Source organism: Ruegeria sp. R8_1 (assembly GCF_017743815.1).
In the GTDB taxonomy this organism is placed as follows: domain Bacteria; phylum Pseudomonadota; class Alphaproteobacteria; order Rhodobacterales; family Rhodobacteraceae; genus Ruegeria; species Ruegeria lacuscaerulensis_A.
On the sequence record NZ_JAGHRL010000007.1, the window covers coordinates 158,604 to 185,600 of the forward strand.

At 59.6% G+C, this 26,997-nt stretch carries 31 protein-coding genes; 9 read left to right on the forward strand and 22 right to left on the reverse strand.

Translation table 11 applies throughout. The features are described 5' to 3' along the window. Positions 1–31 precede the first annotated feature (31 nt). Together J7380_RS16545 and dapE are read right to left on the reverse strand one after the other, a co-directional pair. On the reverse strand, positions 32–607 hold the full coding sequence (locus tag J7380_RS16545) for a TIGR04282 family arsenosugar biosynthesis glycosyltransferase (protein WP_209196832.1): 576 nt from the start codon (positions 605–607) through the stop codon (positions 32–34). Position 608: 1 nt separating this feature from the next. Beyond that, positions 609–1,748, reverse strand: coding sequence for a succinyl-diaminopimelate desuccinylase (dapE, locus tag J7380_RS16550; RefSeq protein ID WP_209196833.1), 1,140 nt, complete (start codon positions 1,746–1,748; stop codon positions 609–611). Between the two features lie 208 nt (positions 1,749–1,956). On the opposite strand from dapE, the gene J7380_RS16555 reads away from it, so the two are divergent. Beyond that, a complete protein-coding gene (locus J7380_RS16555; protein ID WP_170754647.1) occupies positions 1,957–3,015 on the forward strand; it encodes a transporter substrate-binding domain-containing protein in 1,059 nt (352 codons plus the stop codon). Here the strand turns inward: J7380_RS16555 and J7380_RS16560 are convergent. From J7380_RS16560 to J7380_RS16580, 5 genes are all read right to left on the reverse strand, one after another. After that, positions 3,012–3,356, reverse strand: a complete 345-nt coding sequence (locus J7380_RS16560) for a hypothetical protein (protein WP_058272663.1) — start codon at positions 3,354–3,356, stop codon at positions 3,012–3,014. The two genes, J7380_RS16555 and J7380_RS16560, sit on opposite strands and share 4 nt — an antisense overlap. A gap of 46 nt (positions 3,357–3,402) precedes the next feature. After that, positions 3,403–4,029: a LysE family translocator gene (locus J7380_RS16565; protein WP_209196834.1), complete on the reverse strand. Its 627-nt coding sequence runs from the start codon at positions 4,027–4,029 to the stop codon at positions 3,403–3,405. 99 nt (positions 4,030–4,128) lie between these two features. After that, complete coding sequence (gene dapD, locus J7380_RS16570; RefSeq protein ID WP_209196835.1) at positions 4,129–4,956, reverse strand: 2,3,4,5-tetrahydropyridine-2,6-dicarboxylate N-succinyltransferase; 828 nt, start codon at positions 4,954–4,956, stop codon at positions 4,129–4,131. A gap of 126 nt (positions 4,957–5,082) precedes the next feature. Continuing rightward, on the reverse strand, positions 5,083–5,682 hold the full coding sequence (locus tag J7380_RS16575; protein ID WP_209196836.1) for a GntR family transcriptional regulator: 600 nt from the start codon (positions 5,680–5,682) through the stop codon (positions 5,083–5,085). 44 nt (positions 5,683–5,726) lie between these two features. Then, a complete protein-coding gene (locus J7380_RS16580; protein WP_209196837.1) occupies positions 5,727–6,644 on the reverse strand; it encodes a threonine/serine dehydratase in 918 nt (305 codons plus the stop codon). Between the two features lie 79 nt (positions 6,645–6,723). On the opposite strand from J7380_RS16580, the gene J7380_RS16585 reads away from it, so the two are divergent. After that, positions 6,724–7,566 (forward strand): TIGR00730 family Rossman fold protein, encoded by an 843-nt coding sequence (locus tag J7380_RS16585; RefSeq protein WP_209196838.1) that lies wholly within the window; start codon positions 6,724–6,726, stop codon positions 7,564–7,566. Between the two features lie 3 nt (positions 7,567–7,569). Then, positions 7,570–8,667, forward strand: coding sequence for a cystathionine gamma-lyase (locus J7380_RS16590; RefSeq protein WP_209196839.1), 1,098 nt, complete (start codon positions 7,570–7,572; stop codon positions 8,665–8,667). Here J7380_RS16590 and J7380_RS16595 read toward each other — a convergent pair whose 3' ends face one another. Next, positions 8,668–9,051 carry a hypothetical protein gene (locus J7380_RS16595; RefSeq protein WP_170355445.1) on the reverse strand — a complete coding sequence of 128 codons (384 nt, stop codon included), beginning with the start codon at positions 9,049–9,051 and terminating at the stop codon, positions 8,668–8,670. 142 nt (positions 9,052–9,193) lie between these two features. Here J7380_RS16595 and J7380_RS16600 point away from each other — a divergent pair, with 142 nt between their 5' ends. Together J7380_RS16600 and J7380_RS16605 are read left to right on the forward strand one after the other, a co-directional pair. Next, a complete protein-coding gene (locus J7380_RS16600; protein WP_209196840.1) occupies positions 9,194–10,111 on the forward strand; it encodes a J domain-containing protein in 918 nt (305 codons plus the stop codon). Next, on the forward strand, positions 10,108–10,452 hold the full coding sequence (locus J7380_RS16605; RefSeq protein ID WP_209196841.1) for a hypothetical protein: 345 nt from the start codon (positions 10,108–10,110) through the stop codon (positions 10,450–10,452). The genes J7380_RS16600 and J7380_RS16605 overlap by 4 nt, the downstream gene beginning before the upstream one ends. Before the next feature lie 3 nt (positions 10,453–10,455). Here the strand turns inward: J7380_RS16605 and J7380_RS16610 are convergent, their stop codons facing one another. From J7380_RS16610 to J7380_RS16630, 5 genes are all read right to left on the reverse strand, one after another. Further along, positions 10,456–11,082, reverse strand: coding sequence for a cytochrome P460 family protein (locus J7380_RS16610; RefSeq protein ID WP_209196842.1), 627 nt, complete (start codon positions 11,080–11,082; stop codon positions 10,456–10,458). Positions 11,083–11,310: 228 nt separating this feature from the next. Next, entirely contained in the window at positions 11,311–12,501 is a 1,191-nt protein-coding gene (rlmN, locus tag J7380_RS16615) for a 23S rRNA (adenine(2503)-C(2))-methyltransferase RlmN (RefSeq protein WP_209196843.1), read from the reverse strand. A 79-nt stretch (positions 12,502–12,580) separates the two neighbouring features. Then, positions 12,581–12,958, reverse strand: coding sequence for a lysozyme inhibitor LprI family protein (locus tag J7380_RS16620; RefSeq protein ID WP_209196844.1), 378 nt, complete (start codon positions 12,956–12,958; stop codon positions 12,581–12,583). A gap of 110 nt (positions 12,959–13,068) precedes the next feature. Next, on the reverse strand, positions 13,069–13,236 hold the full coding sequence (locus J7380_RS16625; protein ID WP_209196845.1) for a hypothetical protein: 168 nt from the start codon (positions 13,234–13,236) through the stop codon (positions 13,069–13,071). A 172-nt stretch (positions 13,237–13,408) separates the two neighbouring features. Beyond that, complete coding sequence (locus J7380_RS16630; RefSeq protein ID WP_209196846.1) at positions 13,409–13,942, reverse strand: invasion associated locus B family protein; 534 nt, start codon at positions 13,940–13,942, stop codon at positions 13,409–13,411. Positions 13,943–14,120: 178 nt separating this feature from the next. Between J7380_RS16630 and J7380_RS16635 the strand changes: the two genes are divergently transcribed. Then, entirely contained in the window at positions 14,121–15,119 is a 999-nt protein-coding gene (locus J7380_RS16635; RefSeq protein ID WP_209196847.1) for an asparaginase, read from the forward strand. Positions 15,120–15,122: 3 nt separating this feature from the next. On the opposite strand, the gene J7380_RS16640 is transcribed toward J7380_RS16635, so the two are convergent. The 8 genes from J7380_RS16640 to hutI all read right to left on the reverse strand — a co-directional run bounded on the left by J7380_RS16640 (position 15,123) and on the right by hutI (position 22,425). Continuing rightward, positions 15,123–15,443 carry a YciI family protein gene (locus tag J7380_RS16640; protein ID WP_209196848.1) on the reverse strand — a complete coding sequence of 107 codons (321 nt, stop codon included), beginning with the start codon at positions 15,441–15,443 and terminating at the stop codon, positions 15,123–15,125. Between the two features lie 33 nt (positions 15,444–15,476). Next, positions 15,477–15,905 carry an SRPBCC domain-containing protein gene (locus J7380_RS16645; RefSeq protein WP_209196849.1) on the reverse strand — a complete coding sequence of 143 codons (429 nt, stop codon included), beginning with the start codon at positions 15,903–15,905 and terminating at the stop codon, positions 15,477–15,479. Next, positions 15,893–16,222 (reverse strand): metalloregulator ArsR/SmtB family transcription factor, encoded by a 330-nt coding sequence (locus tag J7380_RS16650; RefSeq protein ID WP_209196850.1) that lies wholly within the window; start codon positions 16,220–16,222, stop codon positions 15,893–15,895. The genes J7380_RS16645 and J7380_RS16650 overlap by 13 nt, the downstream gene beginning before the upstream one ends. Positions 16,223–16,268: 46 nt before the next feature. Next, a complete protein-coding gene (serB, locus tag J7380_RS16655; RefSeq protein ID WP_209196851.1) occupies positions 16,269–17,147 on the reverse strand; it encodes a phosphoserine phosphatase SerB in 879 nt (292 codons plus the stop codon). A gap of 70 nt (positions 17,148–17,217) precedes the next feature. After that, entirely contained in the window at positions 17,218–18,900 is a 1,683-nt protein-coding gene (hutU, locus tag J7380_RS16660; RefSeq protein WP_209196852.1) for a urocanate hydratase, read from the reverse strand. After that, on the reverse strand, positions 18,897–19,694 hold the full coding sequence (gene hutG, locus J7380_RS16665; protein ID WP_209196853.1) for an N-formylglutamate deformylase: 798 nt from the start codon (positions 19,692–19,694) through the stop codon (positions 18,897–18,899). The genes hutU and hutG overlap by 4 nt, the downstream gene beginning before the upstream one ends. Further along, a complete protein-coding gene (gene hutH / locus J7380_RS16670) occupies positions 19,694–21,223 on the reverse strand; it encodes a histidine ammonia-lyase (RefSeq protein ID WP_209196854.1) in 1,530 nt (509 codons plus the stop codon). The genes hutG and hutH overlap by 1 nt, the downstream gene beginning before the upstream one ends. Next, a complete protein-coding gene (gene hutI, locus J7380_RS16675; RefSeq protein WP_247742609.1) occupies positions 21,223–22,425 on the reverse strand; it encodes an imidazolonepropionase in 1,203 nt (400 codons plus the stop codon). Before hutI ends, hutH begins: the two co-directional genes overlap by 1 nt. 84 nt (positions 22,426–22,509) lie before the next feature. Here hutI and J7380_RS16680 point away from each other — a divergent pair, with 84 nt between their 5' ends. From J7380_RS16680 to J7380_RS16690, 3 genes are all read left to right on the forward strand, one after another. Further along, positions 22,510–23,862: a formimidoylglutamate deiminase gene (locus J7380_RS16680; protein ID WP_209196856.1), complete on the forward strand. Its 1,353-nt coding sequence runs from the start codon at positions 22,510–22,512 to the stop codon at positions 23,860–23,862. A gap of 26 nt (positions 23,863–23,888) precedes the next feature. Continuing rightward, positions 23,889–24,593, forward strand: coding sequence for a GntR family transcriptional regulator (locus J7380_RS16685; protein WP_170754690.1), 705 nt, complete (start codon positions 23,889–23,891; stop codon positions 24,591–24,593). Between the two features lie 81 nt (positions 24,594–24,674). Next, the gene (locus tag J7380_RS16690) at positions 24,675–26,186 is read left to right on the forward strand and encodes a malonyl-CoA synthase (protein WP_209196857.1); all 1,512 of its coding nucleotides are present in this window, start codon (positions 24,675–24,677) and stop codon (positions 26,184–26,186) included. Here J7380_RS16690 and J7380_RS16695 read toward each other — a convergent pair. Next, positions 26,179–26,904, reverse strand: a complete 726-nt coding sequence (locus J7380_RS16695; RefSeq protein WP_209196858.1) for a metallophosphoesterase family protein — start codon at positions 26,902–26,904, stop codon at positions 26,179–26,181. The genes J7380_RS16690 and J7380_RS16695 overlap by 8 nt on opposite strands. Positions 26,905–26,997 lie beyond the last annotated feature (93 nt).

The following is a 26,997-nucleotide window of genomic DNA, read 5'->3' on the forward strand; positions in this document are numbered from 1 at the left end:
GGTGTGCGACGGCGTCATGACCAAAATCGGATCAGGGTTTCAGATCCGCCACCGTGTCCACATCGCGCAACGGGTCCAATAGGGCCACGCGCTGACCGGGGATCGAGGCCAGCGTGTCCGCCAGCGCATATTCGGTGGACCAGCGCACATTGCGGAACAGGTTGTTGGGCAGCGCGCCGTATCTTTGCGCACCCACCAGCCAATAGCCGCCGTCAGGCGCGGGGCCAAATGCCATCTGCGCAGACCCCAACGCCGTGAACGCGCGGGCAATGTGACTGCGGGTAATGCCCGGAATATCCGCGCCGATCAGGCAGACCGGCCCCAGCGGCATCCCGCGCAGCATCCGACCCATCCGGTCACCCAGATCTCCGCGCCCCTGCGCCGCCCGCGGCAGATCAGCAGGCCAGATTCGGCTGGTCAGACCTTCGCGGTCAGGCGCGACCGCCAGCACAATCTGCCAACGCGGATCACGCAGCCGCCGGATCAACGAGCGTGTCTGGTGGCGAAACCACCAAGCCGCCCCAACCATACCGATATCGCGGCCCAGCCGGGTTTTCACCCGACCCGGGCGCGGTTCTTTCACCATGATCACAAGAGTGCGCTGCATGTCAGGCGAAATAGCCCCGCAGGATGCGCGTGTAGATGGCCTTGAGCTGTTCGATCTGTGCCACCTCGACGCATTCGTCCACCTGATGCATGGTGCGGCCCACAAGGCCGAATTCCACCACCGGGCAGTGGTTCTTCACAAATCGCGCGTCCGAGGTACCGCCCGTGGTCGACATCTCGGGCACCACACCGGTTTCCGCCTCAACCGCCTTGGCGACCAGGGTGGACAGGGGTCCCGGCGGGGTCAGAAAGCTCTCGCCCGAGATCTTGATGCGCAGGTCGATCTCAACCCCGAACTCATCGGCCACTGCGGCGGCCTCGGCCCGCAACCAATCGCTGAGGCTGGCCCCGGAATGCAGATCGTTGAACCGGATATTCACCGCCCCTGTCGATTGCGCGGGGATCACGTTGGTTGCCGGGTTGCCCGTGTCGATCGTCACCACGGCCAGTGTTGAGGCGTCGAAATGGTCTGTTCCCTGATCCAGCTCGTGGCTGGCCAACCGATCCATCAGCCGCGCCATTGCGGGCATCGGGTTCTTGGCGCGGTGCGGATAGGCCGCGTGACCCTGTACCCCGGTCACGGTGAACCAGATGTTCATCGAGCCACGCCGCCCGATCTTCATCATCTCGCCCATTGTGTTGGGGCAGGTCGGCTCGCCCACCAGACAGACCGACATCTTTTCCCCGGCGCTGTCCATATAGTCCAGCAGAGCGGTGGTGCCGTCCAGCGCATCGCCTTCCTCATCCCCGGTGATGGTCAGGATGACGGCCCCGTCGGGCGGTGTGTCACGCACAAAATCAACGGCCGCTGCGGCAAAGGCCGCCACTCCGGATTTCATGTCCGTCGTGCCTCGTCCAAACATCACGCCATCTTTCACCTCGGCCCCGAAAGGTGGCATGGTCCACGCAGCCTCATCCCCAACCGGCACGACGTCTGTATGGCCATTGAAACCAAAGCTGCGCGGATGCCCCTTCTCGCCCCAGCGTGCAAACAGATTGCAAATCCCGCCGCGATCGACACGGGTGCAGGCAAACCCTGCCTCCGCCAGCAGCTTTTCCAACAGAACAAGGGCGCCCCCTTCATCAGGTGTGACCGATGGGCAACGGATCAGGTCCGCTGTCAATTCTACCGCATCTGTCATTTCTTGCCCTTTCTCTGCACTGAACTGCATCTTCGCGCACAGATTCAACGAATTGGCAGGATTGCCAACCCCCGCACGGCACGCTTCACACGCTTTTTTGCAGTTTATCTCGCGATGAGATGTCAACAAAACATTGGCGTTTCCGTTGCGATTGCCTTGCCGCCCAATTCGAAATCGCGTTAGAGGGCCGCGAAACAGGTAAATTTCGATGACACGCGCTTTTATCGCTTGGATCTGCCTGACTTTCGCCGTTCTTGCACAGCAAAGCCAGGCTCAGACATTGACGGTCACCACTGTGACCCGCCAACCGTTCTCGTATGTCGAGGACGGGGCAGAGACCGGATTCTCGATGGATCTTCTGGCTGCATTGGCACAATCGTTGGACTGGGACTACCAAATCAACCGGGTCGAGGGGTTCGGTGATATGCTGGTCGCAGTGCAGGACGGATCAGCAGATTTGGCCATCGCCAATATCTCGATCACGGCTGCGCGCGAAACCCAGATGGATTTCAGTCAACCGATTTTCGAGGCCGGGCTTCAGATCATGGTGCCGTCGGACGCGATGCGCCGCCCTTCACTGTTGCAGGCGTTGTTGTCAGTCGAGCTGTTCATCGCAATCGGGCTGGCCTTTGCCATCCTGCTGGGCGGAGGGATGCTGATGTGGGTGTTCGAGCGCCGCTCGCAGCCCTATTTCGACCGCAAGTTGGACGAGGCATGGTTTCCGTCCTTCTGGTGGGCGCTTAATCTGGTGGTTAATGGCGGCTTCGAGGAGCGGATGCCGCGCACACCCTTTGGGCGCTTGCTGGGTGTTGTTTTGGTTGTATCATCCCTGTTCATCGTGTCTGTCTTTACCGCGCGGATCACCTCGGTGATGACGGTGGATGCGATCAGCGGCAACGTGAATTCGGTGAATGATCTGTACGGCAAACAGGTCGGAACGATCTCGAACTCGACTGCAGCCAGCTTCCTGAACCGGCGCGAGATCGAATTTACCGGATACGACAGTCTTGAACCCATGCTGGACGCATTCCGGGCCGAAGAACTGGATGCGATCGTCTTTGATGCGCCCATCCTGTCCTACTATGCATCGCACGAAGGACGCAGATTCGCGTCCATGACCGGCGGGGTGTTCCTGCGCGAAAACTACGGCATAGCCTTTCCCACCGGGTCGCCTCTGGTCGAGGATGTCAATCAGGCGCTGCTGGCGCTACGCGAAGATGGAACCTATGACGAAATCTACCGCAAATGGTTCGGGGCGCGGAACTAAGCTGGTTCCTCATCCCCGAAAAACGGTGTCATCTGGGCGACAATAACCGCGTTTTCGTCCAACGCGCGCTGCATCAGGGCGCGCTCATCCGGGTCGATGTCATGCCCCTGCGCCTCGCGTTCAGCCAGCGTGCCATAGCCGGTCACATCCAAAGGCGCTGTGTCAGCCTGTTTCAGGATGGCAACGGTTTCACGCACGGCCTCGGCTTCGTCCACGCCACTGGCAAAGCACATCAGCGCCGCACCGGTTGCGCCTTCGGGCAAACCATCGCCTTCCTTGCGACCGATCTGCACAAGCAGGGTGTAAACTTGCTGACGAGAGGGTTTCTTTTGCTTTTCCATGCGCCCGGCCTTATCGCCGCGCCGCGTGTTGGTCAAGCGCGGGACACTAACGCTCGGCCGTCGCCAGTTTGAGCGCCAGCGCCACGAAGATCACGCCCGAGATCCGGTTCAGCCACATTTGAACGCCCGGCGACCCGCGCAACAGCCCGCCCAGAGTACCCGCGGCCAGCGCCACAGCACCGAATACCACGACCGTAGCCAGAAACATCAGAGCGCCCAACTGATAGAACTGCCCAATGATCGGCCCGTTATTCGGGTCGACGAACTGAGGCAGAAACGCCAGCATAAAGATTGTCACCTTGGGATTGGCAATATTCATGATCAACCCGCGCAGAAACAACTTGCGCGTCGCGATACGGGGTGCATCTGCACTGTCCAGCCGGGTTTCAGTGGCCGTGAACGCTTTCCACGCCAGATAGACCAGATACCCCGCCCCGGCATATTTCAACATGGCAAAGGCCGCCTGCGAGGTCTGAAACAGCACCGCAACCCCGAACGCTGCCGCAGTGGTGTGTACAATCAGCCCCGATGCCAAGCCAAGCGTCACAATCAGCCCTGACATCCGGCCATAAAGCGCCGATTGGGTCAGTACAAAAATATTGTCGGGCCCCGGCACCGCGGCCAAAGCGATGGCAACGCTCATGAACAAGATGACCACGTCAACGGGAATCATGAAAACCTCAAAAGGTGCGGGAAAGAGCCGGTCAATTCTTCAGACTGCAGGAGAAGGCCACATCCAAAAAACATGGCCTTTTCCCGCGAACGCCCGGGATCAGTCGCGCAGCAGCTCGTTGATCCCAGTTTTGGAACGGGTCTTTTCGTCTACCCGCTTCACAATGACGGCGCAGTAAAGGCTGACATTGTTTTTCGACGGCATCGAACCGGCCACAACCACCGAATAGGGCGGCACCTCGCCATACATGACTTCACCGGTTTCGCGGTCAACGATCTTGGTCGATTGGCCGATGAACACGCCCATTCCCAGAACCGAGCCTTCGCGGACGATACAACCCTCGACCACTTCCGACCGCGCACCGATAAAGCAATTGTCCTCGATGATCGTGGGGCCAGCCTGCATCGGCTCGAGCACACCGCCGATACCAACGCCGCCAGACAGGTGGACGTTCTTGCCAATCTGCGCGCAGGACCCGACAGTGGCCCATGTGTCGACCATGGTGCCTTCGTCCACATAGGCGCCAAGGTTCACAAAGGACGGCATCAAGACCACGCCCGGCGCGACATAAGCCGACTTGCGCACCACGCAGTTCGGCACGGCGCGGAAACCGGCGGCTTTCCACTGGTTCTCACCCCAACCGGCGAACTTGCTGTCCACCTTGTCCCACCAGCCACCGGCCTGCGGGCCACCCGTTTGGATTTCCATGTCCTTGATGCGGAAGCCCAGCAAGACCGCTTTCTTGGCCCACTGGTTTACGTGCCAATCGCCGCTGTCCAGCTTTTCGGCAACACGCAGCCTGCCACTGTCCAGCGCGTTCAGCGTGTCTTCGATGGCCTCACGTGTTTCACCGGTGGTGGCGGGGGTTATTGTATCGCGTGCCTCCCAGGCGGCTTCGATGGCGGCTTCCAGTTGCGCGTTGGACATTTCGGGGCTCCCTGACGAATCTGTTCATGTTGGTGTTGCCTATACGCAAGCGCCAACCTTGGCGCAATGCGACGCAGGTGGGCGCATTTGCGTCGGGCCGATCCCAATCAAAGGCTAGAGTAATGATCAACGCGCGCGCCGGATGTGCCGGATCAGAAGCCCAACCGCCCCTGCGGTGTCTTTCTTTTGGATTGCCTGCATGATCGCGGCATGATCCGTATCCGCCCGCTGCACCCATTTTGGCCGCCAATGCGCGAACAGATGGCGCGCGCTGGCAATGTGCAAATCATCAATCGTCCGCAACAGCCGGGGCAGCGCGCATGGTGCAAGAATGGCGCGATGAAAAGCGCGGTTTTTGGCCTCCCACTCGGGCATCGTTTCAGCCGCATCGCAGGCCAACCGCGCCTGTTCTGCCCGGGTGACAGCGTTCACCGACATGTTCTGCACCGCGTATTGCAAGGCCAACGGTTCAAGGGCGACACGCATTTCGATCACTTCGCGCACTTCAACCGGATCCAGTGGCGTCACACGCATCCCGCGTCGGGGTTCGCTTTTGGCCAGCCCATGGGCTTGCAAACGCAGCAGAGCTTCGCGCACCGGGACATGGCTGGTATCAAAAGCCCGCGCGATGTGGTCCTGACGCAGTTTTTCCCCCGCGCTCAGCTCTCCGGTAATGATTTGCTGGCTGAGGGTGTCATAGATAGTGTCGGCAATGGTCGCGCTCATGAATTATAGATAAAATCCACCGCCACTGATCACAAGCCGCATTCTCAGCCCATAAATGGGTCGGGTGAGATGTTGCCCCCGCATACCAGTACTGCAACCTTTTCACCGCGCGCAGGTGTATAAGCGCCCGATAACAGCGCAGCCAACGCGGTCGCGCCTGCGGGCTCGACAAGGATGCGATGGGTTTGCCAAAGCAGTTGCTGCGCTTGAGCAATCGCCTCATCAGGAACCAGGACCGAGGTCATGCCCTGCGCCAACCCAAAACAGATCGCTCCTATACGCCGCGCGCCCAGCGCATTGGCCGCGATCCCGGACACCCGGACATCCACCGGCTCACCGGCCTGCAAGGCGGCATTCAAAGCACATGAGGTTTCGGGTTCTACGGCCACGACCTTGCGCGCATTTTGCAACCAAGCAAGCGCTCCGGCGATCAGACCGCCACCGCCAACAGCGACCAGAACGGTATCAGCCTTAAGGCCCTGCGCCTCCCATTCGGCAAAACAGGTACCTTGCCCGGCTACAGTGCCGGGTGCGTCATACGCATGTATCTGCATTGCGCCGGTGCGCGCCTCATGATCCTGCGCAGCCGTCAGGGCGTTCGCATATTCGCCAGACACAACGCTCAGATCCGCACCCGTTTGTTCGATCAACGCGATTTTGGACGGACCAGCCAGTTCGGGTACGAAAATCTTGGCAGGGAAACCCAGCGTATGTGCGGCATAGGCCGCCGCTGCCCCGTGATTGCCGCCTGACGCGGCAACAACCCCGGCCTCGGGCACGTCGGAACTCAGTAACGTGTTGAACGCCCCCCGCGCCTTGAAGCTGCCGGTGTGCTGCATGTTCTCCAGTTTCATCTCGACCGGATAATCCAGCCCCAACGCGCGGCTTTCCATCACCGGTGTGACTTGCGCATACCCGCCGATCCGGTCTGCGGCTGCTGAAATTTCGTTCTTCCAATTCATTCTTGTACTTCCGTGACTGGCACTCTGCCCGCGAACCCTATAGCTGTTTTGCAAACACGCAAGCAGGGATCGATCACCTATGAGAGAAGACCGCCACAGCCCGTTCCGCGATGCGCAGACCGACCGCTCGACCGCGAGCGAGGTGCCGGATACGCCGCAGACGCGATCCCCCGCCTATCGCCTTGCCTTTGCCGATGATGAGTTCCTATGCCGTGATGAGCTGCGCCCGGTGCGCCTGCAGTTGGAACTGCTGAAGCCTGAGATGATCATGTCCGAGCGTCAGATCACATCGACCATCGTCATGTTCGGCGGTGCGCGCATTCCTGAACCGTCGCAAAAGCACACCGCGCGCACGAAAACACTGGCTGACTTATCCGAGTATTATGACGAGGCGCGCGAATTTGCCCGGCTGATGACCGAGAAGTCGAACCAGACTGGTTGCCGCGAGAATGTGATCGTCACCGGCGGCGGCCCCGGCGTGATGGAGGCTGGCAATCGCGGCGCGCAGGATGCGGGCGGCTGTTCCATAGGGCTGAACATCGTGCTGCCCCATGAGCAGGCACCTAACCTGTATGTGACGCCGGAACTCAGCTTCAACTTCCACTATTTCGCCATCCGCAAGATGCATTTCCTGATGCGCGCCCGGGCCATCACCATCTTCCCCGGTGGCTTTGGCACCATGGATGAGCTGTTTGAATCCCTGACTTTGATCCAGACCGGCCGGATGGACCGCGTGCCCTTTCTGCTGTTTGGCCGCGCGTTCTGGGAAAAGGTCATCAACTGGGAGGCGCTGGCGGATGCGGGCACCATCTCGGAAGAAGATCTGGACCTGTTCCGTTTTGTCGACACCGCGCAAGAGGCGGTCGAGATCATCGAGAACTGGGAACCCGCCCCGCCCCGCGACGACATTCCGGGGCGCTGAACGATGGCCCCGAAACCCGGAGAGATGCTGCACCTGCGCGGCAATGCCCTGAATGCAGGCGACCCTGTGGCGCTGCCGCTGACCCAAAGCAGCATGTACCATCTGCCCGGCGCGCCGGACGGTTTGGCAACCTATGGCCGCGTCGACAACCCCACATGGGTGCATCTGGAACATGTACTGGCCCATCTGGAGGACGCGCCTTGCCTTGTGTTCCCCTCGGGCATGGGGGCGATTTCCGCCGCTTTGTTTGCCACCATCAAGGCCGGGTCGCGTATCCTGATCCCGTCCGACGGCTACTATGTCACCCGCGTTCTGGCGGATCGATTTCTGTCGGGTCTGGGCGTGTCGGTCACCGAACGCCCCACGACCGCGTTTGCCGAGGGCGGGTTTGACGGGTTCGACGTGGTCTTTGTCGAAAGCCCCTCGAACCCCGGTCTGGACATGATGGACCTGCCCGCGATTGCACAAGCAGTACGCGCAGCCGGAGGAATCACAATTGCCGACAACACCACCATGACCCCGCTGGGCCAGCGCCCGCTGGATCTGGGTGTGGATGTGGTTGTGGCCTCAGACACCAAGGCGATGGCTGGGCATTCCGACCTGCTGATGGGCCATGTCTCCAGCCGCAATCCGCAGATCATGGAGCGGGTCGAGGAATGGCGCAAAGTCTCGGGTGCGATCCCCGGCCCGCATGAGGCGTGGCTGCTGCATCGCGGTTTGGAAACGCTGGATGTGCGGTTCGACCGGATGTGCGCCTCGGCGCAGGTATTGGCCGAGCGGCTAGCGGATCACCCTGCGGTGAAAACCACCCGCTATCCGGGTCTGCCCTCTGACCCCGCGCATGCGCTGGCCAAAGCGCAAACCGCGCGGTTCGGGTTTCTGCTGTCGATCACGCTGGACAGTGAAGACAAAGCCGAAACCTTTATCAACACCTGTCCGATGTTGCGCCCTGCCACGTCCTTTGGGGGCGTCCACAGTTCGGCTGAACGCCGCGCGCGCTGGGGCGACGATGTGGACCCAGCCTTCATTCGCCTTTCGGTCGGCTGTGAACCGGTCGAAGAACTGTGGCAGGCGGTCAACGCTAGCCTTAACGCGCTGTGATTACTTCTTGGGCTCGCGCAACTCAGTGAACACATAGATCGGCAGCACAATGCTGGCGATCAACGCCCCCAGCCAGACCAGCAGGGTTGAGGCCAGCAAGTTGGAAATCCCGCCTACAGTCAGGCCGTTTGTGATCAGATCGGTCAGCAACAAGCCGACAAAGGTCACGATCAGCGCGATGCCACCCTTGATCGCGGGCGCGCGCTTTGCCCCCAGTTTCAGGATCAGCGGCTCGGCGATCCATTGAATAAGCGTGAAAACGATCACCACCACAATGAACGAGATCGGTCGGATCGCGAACTCGGGCAATAGGATCGCTGCCAGCAGCAGCCCGATGGCGTTCCCGGCCAGCAGGGCCAGAATGGATTTCAATCGGCGCGTCATGGGGCCTCCGGTCAATCTATAAAAACATACGTATGTTAGCAGACCTATAGGGATTTGCGAGCGGTTTCAAAAGCCTCTTCCTTTTGTGCCCTTGAAAACGCATGATAAAACCATCCTGTTCCTCCGAGCCGCGAGAGGTGAGATGAGCGACGATCCCTATTCCGCCCTTGGCGTCACCAAAGACGCCAGCGATGCCGAGATCAAAAAAGCCTATCGGCGCATCGCCAAAGACTGCCACCCCGACCTAAAGCCCGGCGATGCCGAGGCCGAGGCTAAGTTCAAAGCCGCAGCTGCCGCTTATGACCTGCTGAAAGACCCCGAAAAGCGCGCGCAGTTTGACCGAGGCGAGATTGACGCCTCGGGTCAGGAACGCGCCCAGCAGCAATACTATCGCGACTATGCCGAGGCCGCTGGAAACCCCTATCGCGGGCGTCAGACAGACCCGGATGACATGTCGGACATCTTCGCCGAGTTCATGCGCGGGCGTGGCGGCTATGGCCAGCGCAGCCAAGGCTTCCACGCGCCGGGGCATAACCGCAGCTACAGCCTGCAGATCAGCTTTCTGGATGCTGTATTTGGTGCCAGCCAGAAACTCACCCTGCCCGATGGCGACCGGATCGAGGTTAAGATCCCCGCCGGCATTACAGACGGCCAAACCATCCGACTTCGCGGCAAGGGGGATCCCGGGTTCGGCGACGGGCCTGCAGGTGATGCTCTGGTCACGGTAACAGTCGCACCTCATCCGGTGTTTGAACGTCAGGGTGATGACATCCACATTACCCTGCCTATCACCATTGACGAGGCCGTTCTGGGCGGCAAAGTCCCCGCGCCAACTATTGACGGCGGCGTCAACGTCAGCGTGCCGCCCGGCACCAGCAGCGGCAAAACCTTGCGGTTGCGGGGCAAAGGGGTCAAAAAACGCGGCTCGGCCGACCGGGGCGACCAACTGATCGAATTGACCGTCGCCATGCCTGACCAGATCGACAATGACCTGAGGGCTTTCATGGAAACTTGGCGCGACACGCACAGCTATGATCCCCGCAAAGGAATGCCGTCATGAACCACACCTTGACCGAATCCGAAGTGATCGCAACCGTGACCCGCCTGACCTCGGCCCGGTTGACCGAGTATCTGGCCGCCGAAATCGTGATCCCTGAGAACACTGAACAAGGGCTGGTCTACCACAGCCTCGACGTGGCCCGGCTGGAGCTGGCCTGCGAATTACACGACCAGTACGAGATGGAAGCGGATGCCCTGTCGATGATGATCTCGCTGATTGACCAGATGCACGGTTTGCGCGCCGAACTGCGTGAAGTGCTGAGCGCCGTCGAAGCGCAACCAGAAGCAGTCAGGCAAAACCTGATCGATGTGATCGGAATCGCCCGGTTCGGGTCAAAGTAAGGTTCAGTTCTGCACCAAATATTCTTCGGGTACGTAAAAAGTATAATCCCGATCAGCCACAGCCTCGTGGCAATCGTGGCAATAGGCTACTGCGCTTGCGCGATCTCCCATCGTGTCACCGAACACCGACCCGTCCGGCATCACCATGATGTACCGCCAATCCGCCGTATCGGGGCTAACGCCTTCGGCCAGCTTTTCCATTACGAACAATGCGCCGGGATGCGTATTGCCAGTATCCGTGACGGTCATGCTGTCCTTCGCCAACACAGACCCCATTGGCAGTTTTTCGCCCTCAGTCAGAGTGCCATAGTTATGTGCCATCCGGTTTGCATAGCTGTTCACGAACCGCCGGCCATGTGTCTCAGAGATGTAGGGCGCATCATTGAACAGCGGCCAGCTTTGGTAGTTTCTGATGATATCCATCTGCGCGGCGGCATATCCCCGCGCCATGCGCTTTTGCAGCGAGCTGTAGATGCCTGACGCTTCTTCCTTGGACAGTTCAGCAGGATTTTCGATGGCAAGATGTGCGCTTTCACTCTCGGACTGGGCTGCAGCAGAAACTGCAACCAAACAGCCGACACATAGCCCCGGAAATATGCCGGGGATTCGTCGTATCAATTCCAATAGCATTCTATGGCCCAACCGGTAATTCGTTTCACAGGAACGCAGCACGTCATGTGAGTGGCAAATGGATAGCGGCCACGCTTAATCTTGCCAAAATGGCTAAAGCTTGCGCTTGGTCAGGCGCTGGTATGTCAGTGCTTCAACCACTCGGGCCAGACAAACATACCAAATTCCGCATACAATAGACAGCGGACGACGCATTAAATCTGTTCACATATCGCTGAAATATTGCGCTTACTGCCTGTCCAACCCCGCTTCGGCTGCGATTTGCTTGCGAGATTTGCGCGCGCGTTCCGTCGCTGACTTCAGCTGGCCGCAGGCCGCCATAATGTCCTCGCCCCGAGTCTTGCGGATGGGTGACGCATAACCCGCCTGATAGATGATATTCGCAAAAGCCCGGATTCGGTTGTTCGAGCTGCGCTTGTACGGCGCACCGGGCCATTCGTTGAACGGGATCAGGTTGATCTTGGCCGGGATCTTGTGGCGCTTGATATGGTCGATCAAGCGATGCGCGTCAGCGTCACTGTCATTCACACCATCCAGCATCACGTATTCAAACGTGATCCGTTCAGAATTCGAGACTTTAGGATAGCTGGCCAGCGCCTGAAGCAGTTCCTCAATGTTCCAACGCTTGTTGATGGGGACCAGCAAATCGCGGGTCTCATCCGTTGTCGCATGGAAAGAGATTGCCAGCAGACAGCCGATTTCCTCGGCGGTGCGGGCGATTTCAGGGACAACGCCCGACGTGGACAGGGTGATCCGGCGGCGCGACAGAGAAATCCCTTCGGGGTCCATAGCGATCTTCATCGCGTCGCGGACGTTTTCAAAGTTATAGAGCGGCTCGCCCATGCCCATCAGAACGATATTCGACAGCAGGCGCGTTTCATCCTTGGGCGCGCCGGGGGTGGGCCATTCTTCCAGATCATCGCGGGCCATCATCACCTGTCCGACAATCTCAGCGGCGGTCAGGTTGCGCACCAGTTTCTGCGTGCCCGTATGGCAGAAGGAACAGGTCAGCGTACAACCCACCTGCGAGGAAATACACAGCGTGCCGCGATCTTCCTCGGGGATATAGACCACCTCGACCTCATGCCCTCCGGCGATGCGGCACAGGTATTTGCGGGTGCCATCCTCGGACACTTGCCGCGTCACGACCTCGGGGATTTCGATGACGAAATGCTCGGCCAGTTGGGCACGATAGGCTTTGGCAAGGTTCGTCATATCCGCAAAGTCGCGCTTGCCCCATTGATAGATCCACTGCCAGATTTGACCGGTGCGCATCTTGGCCTGCTTTTCCGGCGTGCCATGTTCGATCAAAGCCGCACGCATCTGGTCGCGGGTCAGGCCGACAAGGTTCACCTTTCCCTCGGGCAGCTTGCGAGGGAGGGTCAGGACGTCTTGAGTGATCGGCGCTTTGGGCGACATTGGGCTATCTCGGCAGATTCTGGCTTGGGATGCGCCTCTATATAGGACCTAGCGCAAAGATCAAAAGAAATCGTCGCGTTTAATTCGCATAGCGCAGCAATTCGTCCACACGTGCCCGGCCCAACTCGACCCGACAGGCGGTAATGCCAATGCCGGTACCTGACACACCACCGAACGACGCGCCAACAGCCTCGCATTGGGCGTCCCGGTAAGCCAGCCACGCGGTCTGAGCGCTGTCCAACGCGGGCACTGCCACAACACGTCCGGTAACATCATCCAGTTCTTTGGCCGATTGCATGGCAATGTCGTAACTTGCATCTATCGCCTGATTGACGCGGTCCTCCATCGCGCCCACGCATGCGCCGATCTCTACCTGAGACCCAACATCCAGACATTCTAGTGCTGGATCGGCACTGGCAGCGGAAGACAGAAACAAAACAAAAAATGCAAAGCGCATCAGGCAGCCCCCTATTGGTTGCCCAATACTAGCACAGGCCTGGTTTCATCCCAAAGCTACGAAGCCCCGGGCACGACGACATGGCCGTGCCACGATGGGACCCGCATGCGTCAAATGCCTGGTGGCAGGATATTGCAATCCGTTGCGTCCAGCGTTTGAACCGGATCATCCGGCCCGCACTGCTCGCCCGAGACCGGATATGTATCGGCCTCTTTCTCGCAGGCACTCAGGATAAGGGCGGCCATCATTAAGACGGCGGTGAGTGTTTTCGTTGGCATTTCGGGCTCCTTCACTCGTTCAGAGCCTTATACATGCAGATATTTGCATTCATTTCTTTGACCGGAATCAAGTCCTGAACACGGGTGCCGCCTCCAGAACGCTGCACAATGCCTTGTCACAATGCAAAAACCCCGCCGAACTGGCGGGGCAGCGGTCAGGCAAAAGCCCAGTTTAGCTAGTGCAGCGCTTTTCCGCGTCTTCAATCGCCGCAGTGAACCCCAGCAATGAGAACGTGTCCTTGGTCTGCGTGCCACGCTCAGAACGCGCAGTCAGTACAGCCTCAGTCCCGCGCTTCATGGCGGCGACCACCTTCAGGTCCTCACCTTCGGTTGCGGGCCACGCCCATTCGCCTTCGGTAATCAGCTCGAACTTGGTGCCGTCGATATCAAGATTGACAGTCGAGCCCGCCGCGAACGGATAACCACCCGTAAATGTCACCTGTCCTTTGACCTCGGCATTCGGGCGGTAAAACACAAACAGCAGAATGTCGCTTCGGCGTACGGATACAACGCGCCCGCCACGTGTGTTTACCGTTTCCTTCGGGGCAGACACGCTCCAGCATTCGGTCGGGTCATCTTCGACGAAGACGCTCCAGTCCGTTTTGGCAGCCACCCTGTTGGTGCTTGTTGCCTGTTGAGCGGTTGCAGTTGTGGCCAGCCCCGCCACGCAAAGGCCCGCGATCACGCGGACAAGCTTTGATCCCATCGTCCAGCCTCCTAGCTCGACCTAATACCTCATACCCACCAGCGTCGCGTGCGAACCCTGCCTGGTTCGTCTGTAAGTTGCGTCTTCTGGTGTTTGCCGACATACACACTGTAACGCAGGTTTCGCCACAGGCGAAAGGGCGATTGGCAGAATTTTGCGCATGTTTAGGAGGGTTCGCATGACACAAGCCGTACCAATGACAGAACTGTGGCGTGGACCCCTGTTGGAAAGCCTACATCTTGGGCATGCGGTGATCTGCGACGATACCGGTCAGATCGTTCAAAGTTGGGGGGACTCGAACGCCGTGATCTATCCGCGATCCTCGGCCAAGATGATTCAGGGGCTGCCGCTGATCACCTCGGGTGCTGCGGCGAAATACGGGCTGAATTCGGAACATCTGGCGCTGGCCTGCGCCTCGCATAGCGGTGCACCTATCCACACGGATCGCGTCTCGGCCTGGTTGGACCATCTGGGTCTGGCGGAACCCGATCTTCGCTGTGGCCCGCAAGAGCCACAGGACATGGCTGCGCGCGACGGGTTAATTTTGGCCGACGACACGCCCTGTCAGATTCACAACAACTGTTCGGGCAAGCATTGCGGGTTTCTGACCGTGGCTCAGCATATGGGCGCCGGGCCGGAATATCTGGAGATCGACCACCCCGTACAACAGGCTTGCCTCTCCGCGCTTGAGGAGACAACGGGCGAGACCAGCCCTGCCTATGGGATTGACGGCTGCTCGGCCCCGAACTTTGCGACGTCGCTGGTCGGGTTGGCGCGGTCGATGGCCTGGTTTGCCAGCGCCGCGGATCGGTCGGACCGGGCCAGCGATGCGGCGCAACAGTTAACGGCCGCAATGATGAAACACCCCGAGCTGGTCGCCGGTGAAACCCGCGCCTGCACCGAACTGATGCGCGCCATGGGTGGTCGCGTTGCCATCAAAACCGGTGCCGAGGCCGTATTCATCGCAATCCTGCCGGAAAAGCGCATGGGCGTGGCACTGAAAATCACCGACGGCACCACCCGCGCCAGCGAATGCGCCATTGCCGCGATTCTGGTCAGCTTGGGCGTGCTGGAGGCCGACCATCCGGCCACCCGCAAGTTTCTGAACGCCACGCAATACAGCCGTCGCGGGCTGGAATGCGGCGTGATCAAACCCGCGCCGGGGTTCCCCAACTAAAGGCTACATCTCAATCTCGTGAATCTCGGCCACTTCGACCGAACCGGATCCGTTCACAACCATCGGGCAGCCCTTGGCCATCTCGGTCGCGGCATCCATGCTGTCGGCCTTGATGACTGTAAAGCCCGAGGCCGGATTGGCGCCGCCATTGTCGACAACACCGTTGCTGCTGACGGTGTAAGACTGGCCAACCGGGTTTCCGGGGATATCCAATGCATCGCCCATTCCACCAAACCACGCGCCCCAGGCGGCCATGGTTGCTTCGATTTCAGCGGGGTCGGTCGGGGTATGACCGCCGTGATAGACAAATAGAAACTGTGGCATTTATTTCCTCCCTTATGCCTTCGTAATGAAAATCTAGGCCAGTTGCGCCGCCAGCTTGTTCAGCGTCGACGTCCAGCCTTTGCTGTGGTTCGCTGCGATTTCGTCATCGCCCAGTTCGCGGTGGTCGATGATCAACTTTGCACCCTCTTCTGCTGCCTCGACCACCAACATCACATGGCTTTCAGCCCCGCGCTGGTCCTGATCGTCATGCCAGCCCCACGTGAACCCAACCGATTTGGGCGGATCGACATGCGTCACATGACCCGAAACTTTAAACCGCTGCCCTTCGCCATTTTGCATCACCGAATACCACGGCCCAGTGCGAGAGAAATCCAGGTTGTGTTCAGGGATATGCATCCCTTCAGGCCCCCACCATTGCAACAGCTTGTCGGGGGTGCTGATCCACGCATACAGATCATTGGGGGCAATTGGGAATGCGCGTTCAAGTTTCAGGTCGGCCATGAATTTTCCCTTTCGATTGCATCACCCAGACGGTCCAGGCTGCTTTCCCAGAATTGACGTTTCGAGATGGTCCATTCCGCAATCGCCCGCAGCCCCTCGGGGCGGATCGAATACATCCGCTGACTGCCCTGCACGCGCTGATTTATCAGCCCCGCCTCCCGCAGCAGCTTCAAATGGCGCGAGATCGCAGCGCCGGACATGCCGCGCCCTTCGATCAGGTCTCCGGCGGGTAATTCGCCATCCTGCATAAGCTGCTCGACGATGGAAAACCGTGTGGCGTCAGACAACGCGGAAAATGTGGTCAGAAGAGTGCTCATGACCATTGTTTAACATTTTTGTTAAATAAAAGAAAGCCGCGCTGTTTTAACCCGCCGCAAACTCGGATCTTGCATAGCCTTGCAGGAACAACAAAGCCGAAAGATCCCCGTGGTTTACCCGCACCTCGCATTGTTCCGCGACCGAGGGCTTGGCGTGCAGCGCCACCCCGGTTCCGGCCCGTCCCAGCATACCCAGATCATTCGCGCCATCGCCCACGGCGATCACATCCGATTCGGACAGACCCAACCGCGCAGTGATCTGTTCCAAAGCATCCACCTTGGCCTGACGTCCCAGAATAGGCCGCCCAACATCTCCGGTCAGCTTGCCACCCTCGGCCAGCAGCGTGTTGGCGCGGTTCTCATCAAAGCCCAGTTCGGCCCCAACCTTGGCCGTAAATGCCGTGAACCCGCCCGAGACCAATGCGGCATAACCCCCATTCGCGCGCATCGTGCCGACCAGTTCCTTGCCGCCGGGCATCAGGGTAATACGCTCGGCCAGGACCTTGTCGATCACGGCCTCGTCCAAACCTTTCAGCAATCCGACACGCTCGGTCAGAGCGCCCTCGAAATCCAGCTCGCCATTCATGGCCCGCGCGGTGATGTCCTTGACGCGCTCGCCAACGCCCGCCTCATCAGCCAGTTCGTCGATGCATTCCTGCTGGATCATGGTGCTGTCCATATCGGCCAGCAGCATTTTTTTGCGCCGCCCCTCGGCGGGTTGGACCACCAGATCGACACCCATTTTCTGCAAATCAGCCCACACGTCCCATTGATTGTCCGGCAGACCCGCCAGAGAAAACTCTGCCGCTTCATCCGGGCTCAACCACTGCACATCGCCGCCGCCCCAGGCATTACGCAGGGAGTCGACCAACGCCTGATCAAACGTGTTCTTCTCGGGGTTGGTCAAAAGGGTGGCAACATACATCTTAAATCTCCGGCAAGCTCACCTGCGGGATATCGCAGGTGCAGCATTTTCACCAGAGGACAGATGCGCCCTAGCCCAGAATACCCGGCAGTCGCAGCCCATGCGCACGGGCGCAATCCTTCGCCGTCTCATAGCCCGCATCCGCATGCCGCCACACGCCCGAGGCCGGATCGTTCCACAACACCCGCTCCAGCCGCCGCGCGGCGTCCTCGGTCCCGTCAGCGCAGATCACCACACCTGCGTGCTGACTGAACCCCATGCCAACGCCGCCGCCATGGTGCAGCGACACCCATGTCGCCCCGCTGGCCGTGTTAATCAACGCATTCAGCAAAGGCCAGTCGCTGACGGCATCCGAGCCATCCAGCATCGCCTCGGTCTCGCGGTTCGGGCTGGCGACCGAGCCGCTATCCAAGTGATCCCGCCCGATCACCACTGGGGCCTTCAACTCACCATTGGCCACCATCTCATTAAAGGCGAGCCCAGCGCGATGGCGATCCCCAAGACCGATCCAGCAGATGCGCGCGGGCAGGCCCTGAAACGCGATGCGGTCCTGCGCCATGTCGAGCCAGCGATGCAAGTGCTCGTTCTCGGGGAACAGCTCTTTCATCTTGGCGTCGGTTTTGTAGATATCTTCGGGGTCGCCGGATAGGGCGCACCAGCGGAACGGGCCGATCCCTTTGCAGAACAGCGGACGGATATAAGCGGGCACAAAACCGGGGAAGGCAAAGGCGTTCTCCAGCCCCTCATCCTGCGCGACTTGCCGGATGTTGTTGCCGTAATCCAGTGTCGGCACGCCTGCATTCCAGAAATCAACCATAGCCGCCACATGCTGCTTCATCGACGCACGTGCAGCCTTTTCCACTGCTTTAGGCTCTGTTTCGCGCGTTTCCCGCCACGCTGCCATGGACCAGCCGATAGGCAGGTATCCATTGATCGGGTCATGGGCGCTGGTCTGATCGGTAACGATATCGGGGCGCATTCCTCCCTCGGCCATACGACGGTAGATCTCGGGGAAAACCTCGGCGGCATTGCCCAGCAGACCGACGGATTTCGCCTCACCGGCTTTGGTCCAGCGGTCGATCATCTCAAGCGCTTCGTCCAGCGTCTCGGCCTTTTCATCCAGGTATTTAGTGCGCAGGCGAAAGTCGATACTGTCGGGGTTGCATTCCACCGCCAGACAACAAGCCCCGGCAAAGACGGCCGCCAGAGGCTGCGCGCCGCCCATACCACCCAAGCCGCCGGTCAGAATCCACTTGCCGGTCAGGTCGCCGCCATAGTGCTGGCGTCCGGCCTCGGCAAAGGTCTCATACGTGCCCTGAACGATGCCCTGCGTACCGATATAGATCCACGAACCGGCCGTCATCTGGCCGTACATCATCAGGCCCTTCTTATCGAGTTCGTTGAAGTGATCCCAGTTGGCCCAATGCGGCACGATGTTGGAATTGGCGATCAGAACGCGCGGTGCATCCTTGTGGGTGCGGATGATGGCCACGGGCTTGCCGGACTGGACAATCAGAGTCTCGTCCTCTTCCAGATCCTTCAAACCCTCTACAATAGTGTCGAAATCCTGCCATGTACGCGCGGCGCGACCAATTCCGCCATAAACCACCAACTCATGCGGATTCTCGGCCACGTCCGGGTGCAGGTTGTTCATCAGCATCCGCAAAGCCGCTTCGGTCATCCAGCATTTGGCGTTCAGCTCTGGCCCAGTCGGCGGATAGATATCTCGCGTGTTCTTACGGGGTTCGTTCATGGCGTAAGCTCCAGTACTGTGTCTTGGATGGCATCCAGAATATCGCGCAACCACGGGCGCAGACGGTCGGCTTTGGCAGTGTCATAGCGCCACGGCGCGCGCTCGGCGATTAGGTACGCGGACTGCGCAATCTCCATTTGAATGGCGTGTACACCTTCGCTCGGTCGACCGTAGTGCCGAGTGGTCCACCCGCCGCGGAAACGTCCGTTCAAAACGGTGCTATACGGCGACGAATCCGCAAATTCGTACGCAACAGCCTCGATTTCCGGCGCGCAGGTCGTTCCGCCGTCTGTTCCAATGTTCAAGTCTGGCAGAACACCGTCAAACAGGAACGGAATGCGACTGCGGATCGAATGGCAATCAAACAGGACCGCCACGCCATGTTTGGCCCGGACGCGATCCAGCTCTGCTGCAAGCGCCACGTGGTACGGCGCGTGGTATGCGCTGCACCTTTTCTGGACCTCATCGGCTGAGGGCACCTGACCGGCTTGCCAGATCGGCTGACCGTCAAAACCCGTCTCGGGCACGAGCGTTGTCGTATTCTGCCCAGGATAAAGCGAGGCACCTTCGGGATCGCGATTTGCATCAACGACATAGCGGTGGATATGAGATTGCACCACGGTCGCACCCGGCAATAGCCCGTCATAGAGCCTGTTTATGTGCCAATCCGTATCTGCCAGCGCAGTGCCTGCTGCGTTCAGTCGCCCAGCTATTTCGCCCGGAACCAACGTCCCGCCGTGTGGTTGGCCCAGCACAACCGGGCTGTCACCTTGTTGGACACTAACGACCTGCATCAGCGCAACTCTGGCATCGGGTTGCCAGCCGCCTTCAGAATGTCACCGCGCGCTACCAGTGCTTTCGCGGTCTCAAGGTCTGGCGCCATATAGCGATCCTGATCCAACGTAGGCACCTCGCGGCGTAGTCGGTTGATGACTTGCTGCAGCGGAGCGCTGGTCGCCAACGGCGCGCGAAACTCGACGCCCTGCGCGGCGCACAGCAATTCTACCCCAAGAATGTAGGTCAGGTTTTCGACCATCCGTCCCAGCCGCCGCGCCCCATGCGCAGCCATGGAAACGTGATCTTCCTGATTTGCAGAGGTCGGCGTGCTGTCGGTGACGCATGGGTTGGCGAGATGCTTGTTCTCGCTCATCAACGCTGCCGTGGTGACCTCGGCGATCATAAGGCCCGAGTTCAAGCCCGGATCGGGTGTCAGGAAGGGTGGCAGATCAAAGCTCAGCGCAGGGTCCACCATGAGGGCGATCCTGCGTTGCGCAATCGCGCCAATCTCGGACAGTGCCAACGCGATCATGTCAGCGGCAAATCCAACGGGTTCGGCGTGGAAATTCCCGCCCGAGACTATCGCATCTTCAAGAACCAATGGGTTGTCAGTGGCGGCATTTGCCTCGATCTCCAAAGTCGCAGCGGCCTGACGTATGACGTCCATCGCCGCCCCCGTGACCTGCGGCTGGCATCTGATACAATAGGGATCCTGCACGCGACTGTCGCCGTCGCGATGACTTTCGCGAATCTCTGAACCGGCCAGCACTCCGCGCATGGCGCTGGCGGCTTCGGTCTGGCCGCGATGTCCGCGCAGGGTGTGGATTTCGGGCCGTAAAGGGGCCGTAGACCCCATGATCGCATCGGTGGACAAGGCCGAAATGACGAGCGCAGTTTGCGCCGCTTGCCAGGCTTCGAACATGCCCGCCAAAGCGTAGGCAGTCGAAAACTGAGTGCCGTTGATCAAGGCCAACCCCTCTTTCGGGCCCAGCGCAACAGGCTCTAACCCTGCCGCTTTCAACGCGTCACGCCCCGGCATCACCTTGCCGTTCCAGTCGGCCTCGCCCTCACCAATCAGGACTGCGGCCATATGGGCCAAGGGTGCCAGATCGCCAGACGCGCCGACTGACCCCTGCGCCGGAACGACCGGGATAACATCGTGTGCCAGCATGTCTTGCAACAGCGCAATCAGTTGCCATCGAACGCCCGACGCACCGCGGCCGAAGGACAGCAGTTTCAGCGACATCATAAGCCGAACGATACGGCGCGGGACAGACGGCCCAACACCGCAACAATGGCTGAGGATCAGGTTGCGCTGCAAAACCGCAGTATCCTTGGGGGCGATCTTATGGCTGGCCAGCTTCCCGAACCCGGTGTTGACGCCATAGACGGCCACGTCGCCCTCGGCGGCGTGCTGAACGCGCTGTAATGCGCGCTGCACGACGGTTTCGCAGGCAGGGTCCAGTCGCACAGATGGCTGATTCCAGTAGATCTCGGCCAATTCCGCAAGGGTTACACTTCCGGGTGTTACGGTGAGGTGCGCCATCACTTCCCTCCGAAGATTCGCTGGTGCAGGGGATTGAACCCGATCCGATACGCCAGTTCAGCCGGGTGCCGCACATCCCAGACAGCCAGATCCGCCCGTTTGCCCACAGTGATTTCGCTCGTGTCCTGTAAGCCCAGCGCACACGCCGCATTCCGGGTCACACCAGCCAGCGCCTCTTCGGGCGTTAGGCGGAACATGGTGCACCCCATATTCATCGTCAGCAACAAAGACGTCAGCGGGGACGATCCCGGATTACAATCTGTCGCCAATGCCATAGGCACGGATTTGTCTCGCAGAATGTTCACGGGCGGAACCTGAGTTTCGCGTAGCGTGTAAAACGCGCCCGGCAAAAGCACGGCAACCGTGCCCGCCTCCGCCATGGCCGCGACACCATCCTCATCCAGATATTCCACATGATCAGCCGACAGGGCTCCGTAACTGGCAGCTAATCTGGCCCCGCCTAGATTGGACAGTTGTTCAGCATGCAGCTTGACCGGCAGACCAAGAGATTGCGCCTCATCAAAGACAAGCGCCATCTGGGCGGGGGTGAAGGCAATACCCTCACAGAAACCGTCAACCGCATCCACGAGCCCTTCGGCGTGGGCTGCGTGCAGGGTCGGGATGCAAACCTCGGTCAAGTAGTCTTTGGGGCGGGACTTGTACTCGGGCGGAACAGCATGCGCGCCCAGAAAGGTGGTTTTCACGCGCATCGGACGCAGTTTTTCTATTTTTCGCGCAACCCGAAGCATTTTTAGCTCGGTTTCTACGTCCAAACCGTATCCCGATTTCACCTCGACACAGCTGACACCTTCGGACACCAAAGCATCGGCACGGGTCAAAGCGTCGGACAACAGCGCCTCTTCGGATGCTTCGCGGGTGGCGCTGACAGTCGAAAGAATGCCCCCTCCGGCGCGCGCGATCTGTTCATACGATGCACCGTTCAACCGCATCTCGAATTCAGCCGCCCTGTTGCCCCCGAACACCAGATGCGTATGCGCGTCGATCAAGGCCGGGGTCACCAGCCTTGCACCATAATCCGTGGCCTCCCAACCCGAGAATCGCTCGGGCAACTCATTTCTTGACCCGACCCAGGCAATGCGGCCACCCTCGATCGCGATCGCTGCGTCCACGCACAAACCGTAGGGCTCCCGGTCGCGCTCCAGCGTTGCAACATTTCCCGCAAAAATGACCATATTTGTCATCATCGAAGCTCTTTTCGGATTCCGTGGTTGTTTATTTTTAAGTATACTTATAAAAATTTAAAGTCTACACAAATTGGATATGTCATGACGATCCACGCGAAGACAGCCTTGTTGGAAACAGGATGGGCTAACAACACACGAGTCCACGTTCGGGGTGGTCGGATATCCGGACTTGAAACCGGCGCGGCAGTCGCTGGGGATAGGTGCGTCGACCTTTTGCTGCCGGCGCCGGGAAACCTGCATAGCCATGCGTTTCAACGCGCCATGGCCGGCATGACCGAAACCCGAGCGGCAGGGCGTGAAAGCTTTTGGACCTGGCGCACCTTGATGTATCGATTTCTCGACAGGCTAACGCCCGATCAAATCCAGGCCATAGCTGCGCTGACGTATATGGAGATGCAAGAGGCCGGCTTTGCCGCAGTTGGTGAGTTTCACTATGTCCACCACCAGCCCGGCGGGCAGCCCTATGACACGCTGTCCGAACTGAGCCAACGAATCTTTGCCGCTGCGGATCAAACCGGGATCGGCTTGACGCACCTGCCGGTCCTTTATTCCTACGGGGGCGTACAGCAACAGGCTTTAGAGGGCGGGCAGTTGCGATTTGGGAACAGCTTGGACCGCTATAGTGACCTGACCGAAGAGTGCCGCACGATCCTGCCGCATGCAGACAGCAGGATCGGTATTGCGCCTCATTCGCTGAGGGCGACCTCGCCAGGTGACTTGGAACAGCTGATGCAACTGGACCCAACTGGCCCGGTCCACATCCACATCGCTGAACAGGTACAAGAGGTTACCGATGTCGAGGCCGCATTAGGCCAACGCCCTGTGGCTTGGCTGTTGGACAATATGGATGTCGACCAAAGATGGTGTCTGATCCACGCCACCCACATGACCGAGGCCGAGACCCGCATGCTGGCGCGATCCGGGGCTGTAGCAGGGCTGTGTCCGATAACCGAGGCGAACCTTGGCGACGGTATTTTCAACGGCTCCGCCTTTATCAAGGAAGGGGGGCGGTTTGGTGTTGGTTCTGACTCCAACATCAGAATTTCACTGCCCGCAGAACTGCGAATGTTGGAGTATTCGCAACGCCTGCGCGACCGCGAACGCGCTGTTCTGGTTCGCGGAGAGGGGTCCGTGGGCCATGCGCTTTATACAGGCGCCACCAGCGGAGCAGCGCAGGCGTTGGATCGGGATTCTGGTTCGATAGCCATTGGTAAGTTGGCCGATCTTGTGGCCTTCGATCGTTCGCATCCGTCCTTATGCCCGCTGACCGATGATCAGGTACTGGACGGGCTTTGTTTTGCGGGCCCCGATGGGTTGGTCACGGATCTTTGGTCCGCCGGGCGGCACATGGTGCGCGAAGGCCGCCATGTCGCACGCGACCGCATTGTAGATACCTACCGCGCTGCGATTGCCGAGCTGCTGGCTGACGTCTAAAACGAATCCCTGAAAGCAGGACGCACATGACCCAGACATCCGAGACCACCAGCTACAAGGACATCAAGAGAACGGTCCTGTCTCGTATTCGGTCCGGGGATTGGGGGCCGGATTCTCTGCTGCCCAACGAACAGGATCTGGCCGCCGAGTTTTCATGCACCCGCACCACTGTGAACCGTGCCCTGCGCGAACTGGCCGACGAAGGATATCTTGAGCGTCGTCGCAAAGCAGGCACGCGGGTTCTGAGCGCCCCTCAGAGGCAAGCGAGATTTACCATTCCGATGGTCCGAGACGAGGTTGAGGCCCTTGGCGGGACCTATCGCTATGCGTTGGTCTCTTCGGCACGGGAAAACGCGCCCGACTGGCTGGCGGCCCGGCTGGCATTGCGTACGGGGCAACCGGTGATGCATGTCAGGTGCATGCACTTTTCAGGCAACACGCCATTTCAATACGAAGACCGTTGGATCGTCGTCGATAGCGTCCCGCAAGTGATGCAAGCGGATTTCTCGCAGATCGGACCGAATGAGTGGCTGATCCAGACAGTACCTTTCACAAATGTCGAACTGACATTCCTGGCCAGCCGTGCCGACGCAATGGTTGCCGGATTTCTGGACGTTCCTGAAGGCGAGCCCGTTTTCACCGGTGAGCGCATCACTTGGCTGGAAGGCCAGCCTGTAACCTTCGCCAAGATGTATTTCGCGGCCGGCTACCGCATGACGACGCAGTTCTGATTTCGTCAAAAATTGGCTTTACCGTCCTGCCGATCCACGCCAGATTTCCACGAAATTGATCTGGCGAAAGGAACATCAGTCATGAGCAACCCGCTTTACGATCGCTTGTTCGGCATTCACGCGGGCAAAGACACACCGTTCCTGCATCTTTCGAATGGTCAGACTGTGACTCATGCTGACTTTCTGGACATTGCAGCCCGACTGGCCAATGCACTGATCGGGTATGAGCTTGAGCCCGGTGACCGTGTGGCCGTTCAGGTCGAAAAATCCCCCGAGGCGCTGGCGCTGTACGCCGCCTGCGCGCAGGCCGGGCTGATCTTTTTGCCTCTCAATACCGGCTACACCACAGCCGAGCTGCAATATTTCATCGAAAACAGCGAAGCCGCGCTGGTGGTTTGCGATGACGCGAAATCCAAGGGTCTGGCCCCCATTGCCGCTGGCCAAAACGCCCGGCTGGAAACGCTGAACGCCGATGGTTCGGGCAGTTTGATGCGGCGCGCGCTTGGGATGCTGTCCGCATTTGAACCCGTGCGCCGGTCCGAGGATGATCTGGCCGCCTTCCTGTATACCTCGGGCACCACCGGGCGGTCGAAGGGCGCGATGCTGTCGCAGGCCAACCTGTTGTCGAATGCGGAAACGCTGGTGCAGGAGTGGCGGTTCACAGCCGATGACGTGCTGCTGCACGCCTTGCCGATTTTCCACACGCACGGGCTGTTTGTGGCGACGAATGTGGTGCTGGCCTCGGGTGGGTCCATGGTCTTTCTGCCGAAGTTCGATCTGGATGACATGCTGCGCCTGATGCCGCAGGCGACCTCAATGATGGGGGTGCCGACCTTCTACACCCGCCTGTTGGGGGATGATCGGTTCACCGGTGATCTGGCCCGGCATATGCGACTGTTCATCTCGGGCTCGGCCCCGTTGCTGGCGGAAACCCATGAGCGGTTCGAAACCCGCACCGGCCACCGCATTCTTGAACGATACGGCATGACCGAAACCAACATGAACACCTCGAACCCCTATGACGGTGAACGTCGTGCGGGCACGGTCGGGTTTCCCCTGCCTGATGTCGAATTGAAAGTGACTGACCCTGACAGCGGCGAGACCCTGCCGCAGGGCGAGATCGGCATGATCGAAGTACGCGGCCCGAACGTGTTTCAGGGCTATTGGCAAATGCCCGAGAAAACCGCCGCCGAGCTGCGCGAGGATGGGTTTTTCATCACCGGCGATCTGGGTCGAATGGACGCCGATGGCTATCTCCAAATCGTCGGACGCGGAAAGGATCTGATCATTTCGGGCGGGTTCAACATCTATCCCAAGGAACTTGAGATGCTGCTGGACGATCAGCCCGGTGTGTTGGAAAGCGCGGTGATCGGCGTGCCACACCCGGATTTCGGCGAAACCCCCGTGGGCCTGCTGGTGGCGGAACCCGGCTCAACGCCTGATCTGGACGCGATCATGGCCCGTGCGCAGGCCGAGTTGGCGCGTTTCAAACATCCCCGCAAACTGATCGTTCTGGACGCGTTGCCGCGCAACACGATGGGCAAGGTTCAGAAAAACGCCCTGCGTGAGCGTTTCGCCGAGCTGTTTACCTAAGCGGCACGCGTCCGTTTGGGCTCAAAAGCCAGCAGTTACGCCCCTCAAACACCGCCGTGGCCAATGGACGGCCATAGCCTGCGCCCGCATCCAGATTGACCCGGTTGCCGCAATGCTCGGCCTGATCGACAGGCGTGTGGCCATGGACAATCAGCCACGGATGCGGCGCGGCTTCGGTCAGGAACTCGTTGCGGATCCAGATCAGGTCATTCTCGGACTGTTGCTCCAAAGGCAGGCCCGGTCTGATACCCGCGTGAACGAACAGCAATTCGCCCTCTTGGTGATAGTTCGGCAGAGCATTGAGGAAATCCAGATGCTGCGGTGGAACAGTCTCGACCGCGCGTTGATGGACATGGATGATGCGGTCATTGTCGGTGACATCCACACCGTAAGAGGCCAACGTTTCGCGCCCGCCCAAACGCGGATGCAACCAACTGAGCGTGACCGGCAGGTGGCTGTCGGCGACCTCGCAATCCTGTACAAATCGCGCCATCATCCGGTCGTGGTTGCCTTTGACCATGACCCAGTTGCGGCCAGCGCGTTGACCTTCGATCAACAGGTCAAGCACGTCGCGACTGTTCGGCCCGCGATCTACGTAATCCCCCAGAAACACGACCCGTGCGTCCGGGCCGCCATCCTGTTCGATCCGACGCAGGGCGGTTTGCAACATCTCAAGCTGGCCGTGAATATCGCCAATGGCGTAGATGGGGGACGTCATGAAAAACCTCGGGTCAAAAATCACTTTGCTTGTGACGTTAAAATTGTCCCTCGCATAGAAAATACCCGCGCCTTAAGTGGCGCGGGTTGGGAT

Excerpts from the sequence above, each read along its gene's own strand:
- hutG (WP_209196853.1), bottom strand. The coding sequence starts at position 19,694 with ATGCAGGTCGTTAGTGTCCAACAAGGTGACAGCCCGGTTGTGCTGGGC.
- J7380_RS16595 (WP_170355445.1), bottom strand. The coding sequence starts at position 9,051 with ATGACGCGCCGATTGAAATCCATTCTGGCCCTGCTGGCCGGGAACGCC.
- dapE (WP_209196833.1), bottom strand. The coding sequence starts at position 1,748 with ATGACAGATGCGGTAGAATTGACAGCGGACCTGATCCGTTGCCCATCG.
- J7380_RS16650 (WP_209196850.1), bottom strand. The coding sequence starts at position 16,222 with ATGAGCACTCTTCTGACCACATTTTCCGCGTTGTCTGACGCCACACGG.
- J7380_RS16605 (WP_209196841.1), top strand. The coding sequence starts at position 10,108 with ATGAACCACACCTTGACCGAATCCGAAGTGATCGCAACCGTGACCCGC.
- J7380_RS16610 (WP_209196842.1), bottom strand. The coding sequence starts at position 11,082 with ATGCTATTGGAATTGATACGACGAATCCCCGGCATATTTCCGGGGCTA.
- J7380_RS16680 (WP_209196856.1), top strand. The coding sequence starts at position 22,510 with ATGACGATCCACGCGAAGACAGCCTTGTTGGAAACAGGATGGGCTAAC.
- J7380_RS16580 (WP_209196837.1), bottom strand. The coding sequence starts at position 6,644 with ATGAATTGGAAGAACGAAATTTCAGCAGCCGCAGACCGGATCGGCGGG.
- J7380_RS16585 (WP_209196838.1), top strand. The coding sequence starts at position 6,724 with ATGAGAGAAGACCGCCACAGCCCGTTCCGCGATGCGCAGACCGACCGC.
- J7380_RS16645 (WP_209196849.1), bottom strand. The coding sequence starts at position 15,905 with ATGGCCGACCTGAAACTTGAACGCGCATTCCCAATTGCCCCCAATGAT.
- J7380_RS16690 (WP_209196857.1), top strand. The coding sequence starts at position 24,675 with ATGAGCAACCCGCTTTACGATCGCTTGTTCGGCATTCACGCGGGCAAA.
- J7380_RS16640 (WP_209196848.1), bottom strand. The coding sequence starts at position 15,443 with ATGCCACAGTTTCTATTTGTCTATCACGGCGGTCATACCCCGACCGAC.
- serB (WP_209196851.1), bottom strand. The coding sequence starts at position 17,147 with ATGTATGTTGCCACCCTTTTGACCAACCCCGAGAAGAACACGTTTGAT.
- dapD (WP_209196835.1), bottom strand. The coding sequence starts at position 4,956 with ATGTCCAACGCGCAACTGGAAGCCGCCATCGAAGCCGCCTGGGAGGCA.
- J7380_RS16630 (WP_209196846.1), bottom strand. The coding sequence starts at position 13,942 with ATGGGATCAAAGCTTGTCCGCGTGATCGCGGGCCTTTGCGTGGCGGGG.
- hutH (WP_209196854.1), bottom strand. The coding sequence starts at position 21,223 with ATGGCGCACCTCACCGTAACACCCGGAAGTGTAACCCTTGCGGAATTG.
- J7380_RS16565 (WP_209196834.1), bottom strand. The coding sequence starts at position 4,029 with ATGATTCCCGTTGACGTGGTCATCTTGTTCATGAGCGTTGCCATCGCT.
- J7380_RS16575 (WP_209196836.1), bottom strand. The coding sequence starts at position 5,682 with ATGAGCGCGACCATTGCCGACACTATCTATGACACCCTCAGCCAGCAA.
- J7380_RS16620 (WP_209196844.1), bottom strand. The coding sequence starts at position 12,958 with ATGCGCTTTGCATTTTTTGTTTTGTTTCTGTCTTCCGCTGCCAGTGCC.
- J7380_RS16635 (WP_209196847.1), top strand. The coding sequence starts at position 14,121 with ATGACACAAGCCGTACCAATGACAGAACTGTGGCGTGGACCCCTGTTG.
- J7380_RS16555 (WP_170754647.1), top strand. The coding sequence starts at position 1,957 with ATGACACGCGCTTTTATCGCTTGGATCTGCCTGACTTTCGCCGTTCTT.
- J7380_RS16590 (WP_209196839.1), top strand. The coding sequence starts at position 7,570 with ATGGCCCCGAAACCCGGAGAGATGCTGCACCTGCGCGGCAATGCCCTG.
- J7380_RS16600 (WP_209196840.1), top strand. The coding sequence starts at position 9,194 with ATGAGCGACGATCCCTATTCCGCCCTTGGCGTCACCAAAGACGCCAGC.
- J7380_RS16545 (WP_209196832.1), bottom strand. The coding sequence starts at position 607 with ATGCAGCGCACTCTTGTGATCATGGTGAAAGAACCGCGCCCGGGTCGG.
- J7380_RS16625 (WP_209196845.1), bottom strand. The coding sequence starts at position 13,236 with ATGCCAACGAAAACACTCACCGCCGTCTTAATGATGGCCGCCCTTATC.
- hutU (WP_209196852.1), bottom strand. The coding sequence starts at position 18,900 with ATGAACGAACCCCGTAAGAACACGCGAGATATCTATCCGCCGACTGGG.
- J7380_RS16685 (WP_170754690.1), top strand. The coding sequence starts at position 23,889 with ATGACCCAGACATCCGAGACCACCAGCTACAAGGACATCAAGAGAACG.
- J7380_RS16560 (WP_058272663.1), bottom strand. The coding sequence starts at position 3,356 with ATGGAAAAGCAAAAGAAACCCTCTCGTCAGCAAGTTTACACCCTGCTT.
- rlmN (WP_209196843.1), bottom strand. The coding sequence starts at position 12,501 with ATGTCGCCCAAAGCGCCGATCACTCAAGACGTCCTGACCCTCCCTCGC.
- J7380_RS16695 (WP_209196858.1), bottom strand. The coding sequence starts at position 26,904 with ATGACGTCCCCCATCTACGCCATTGGCGATATTCACGGCCAGCTTGAG.
- hutI (WP_247742609.1), bottom strand. The coding sequence starts at position 22,425 with ATGACAAATATGGTCATTTTTGCGGGAAATGTTGCAACGCTGGAGCGC.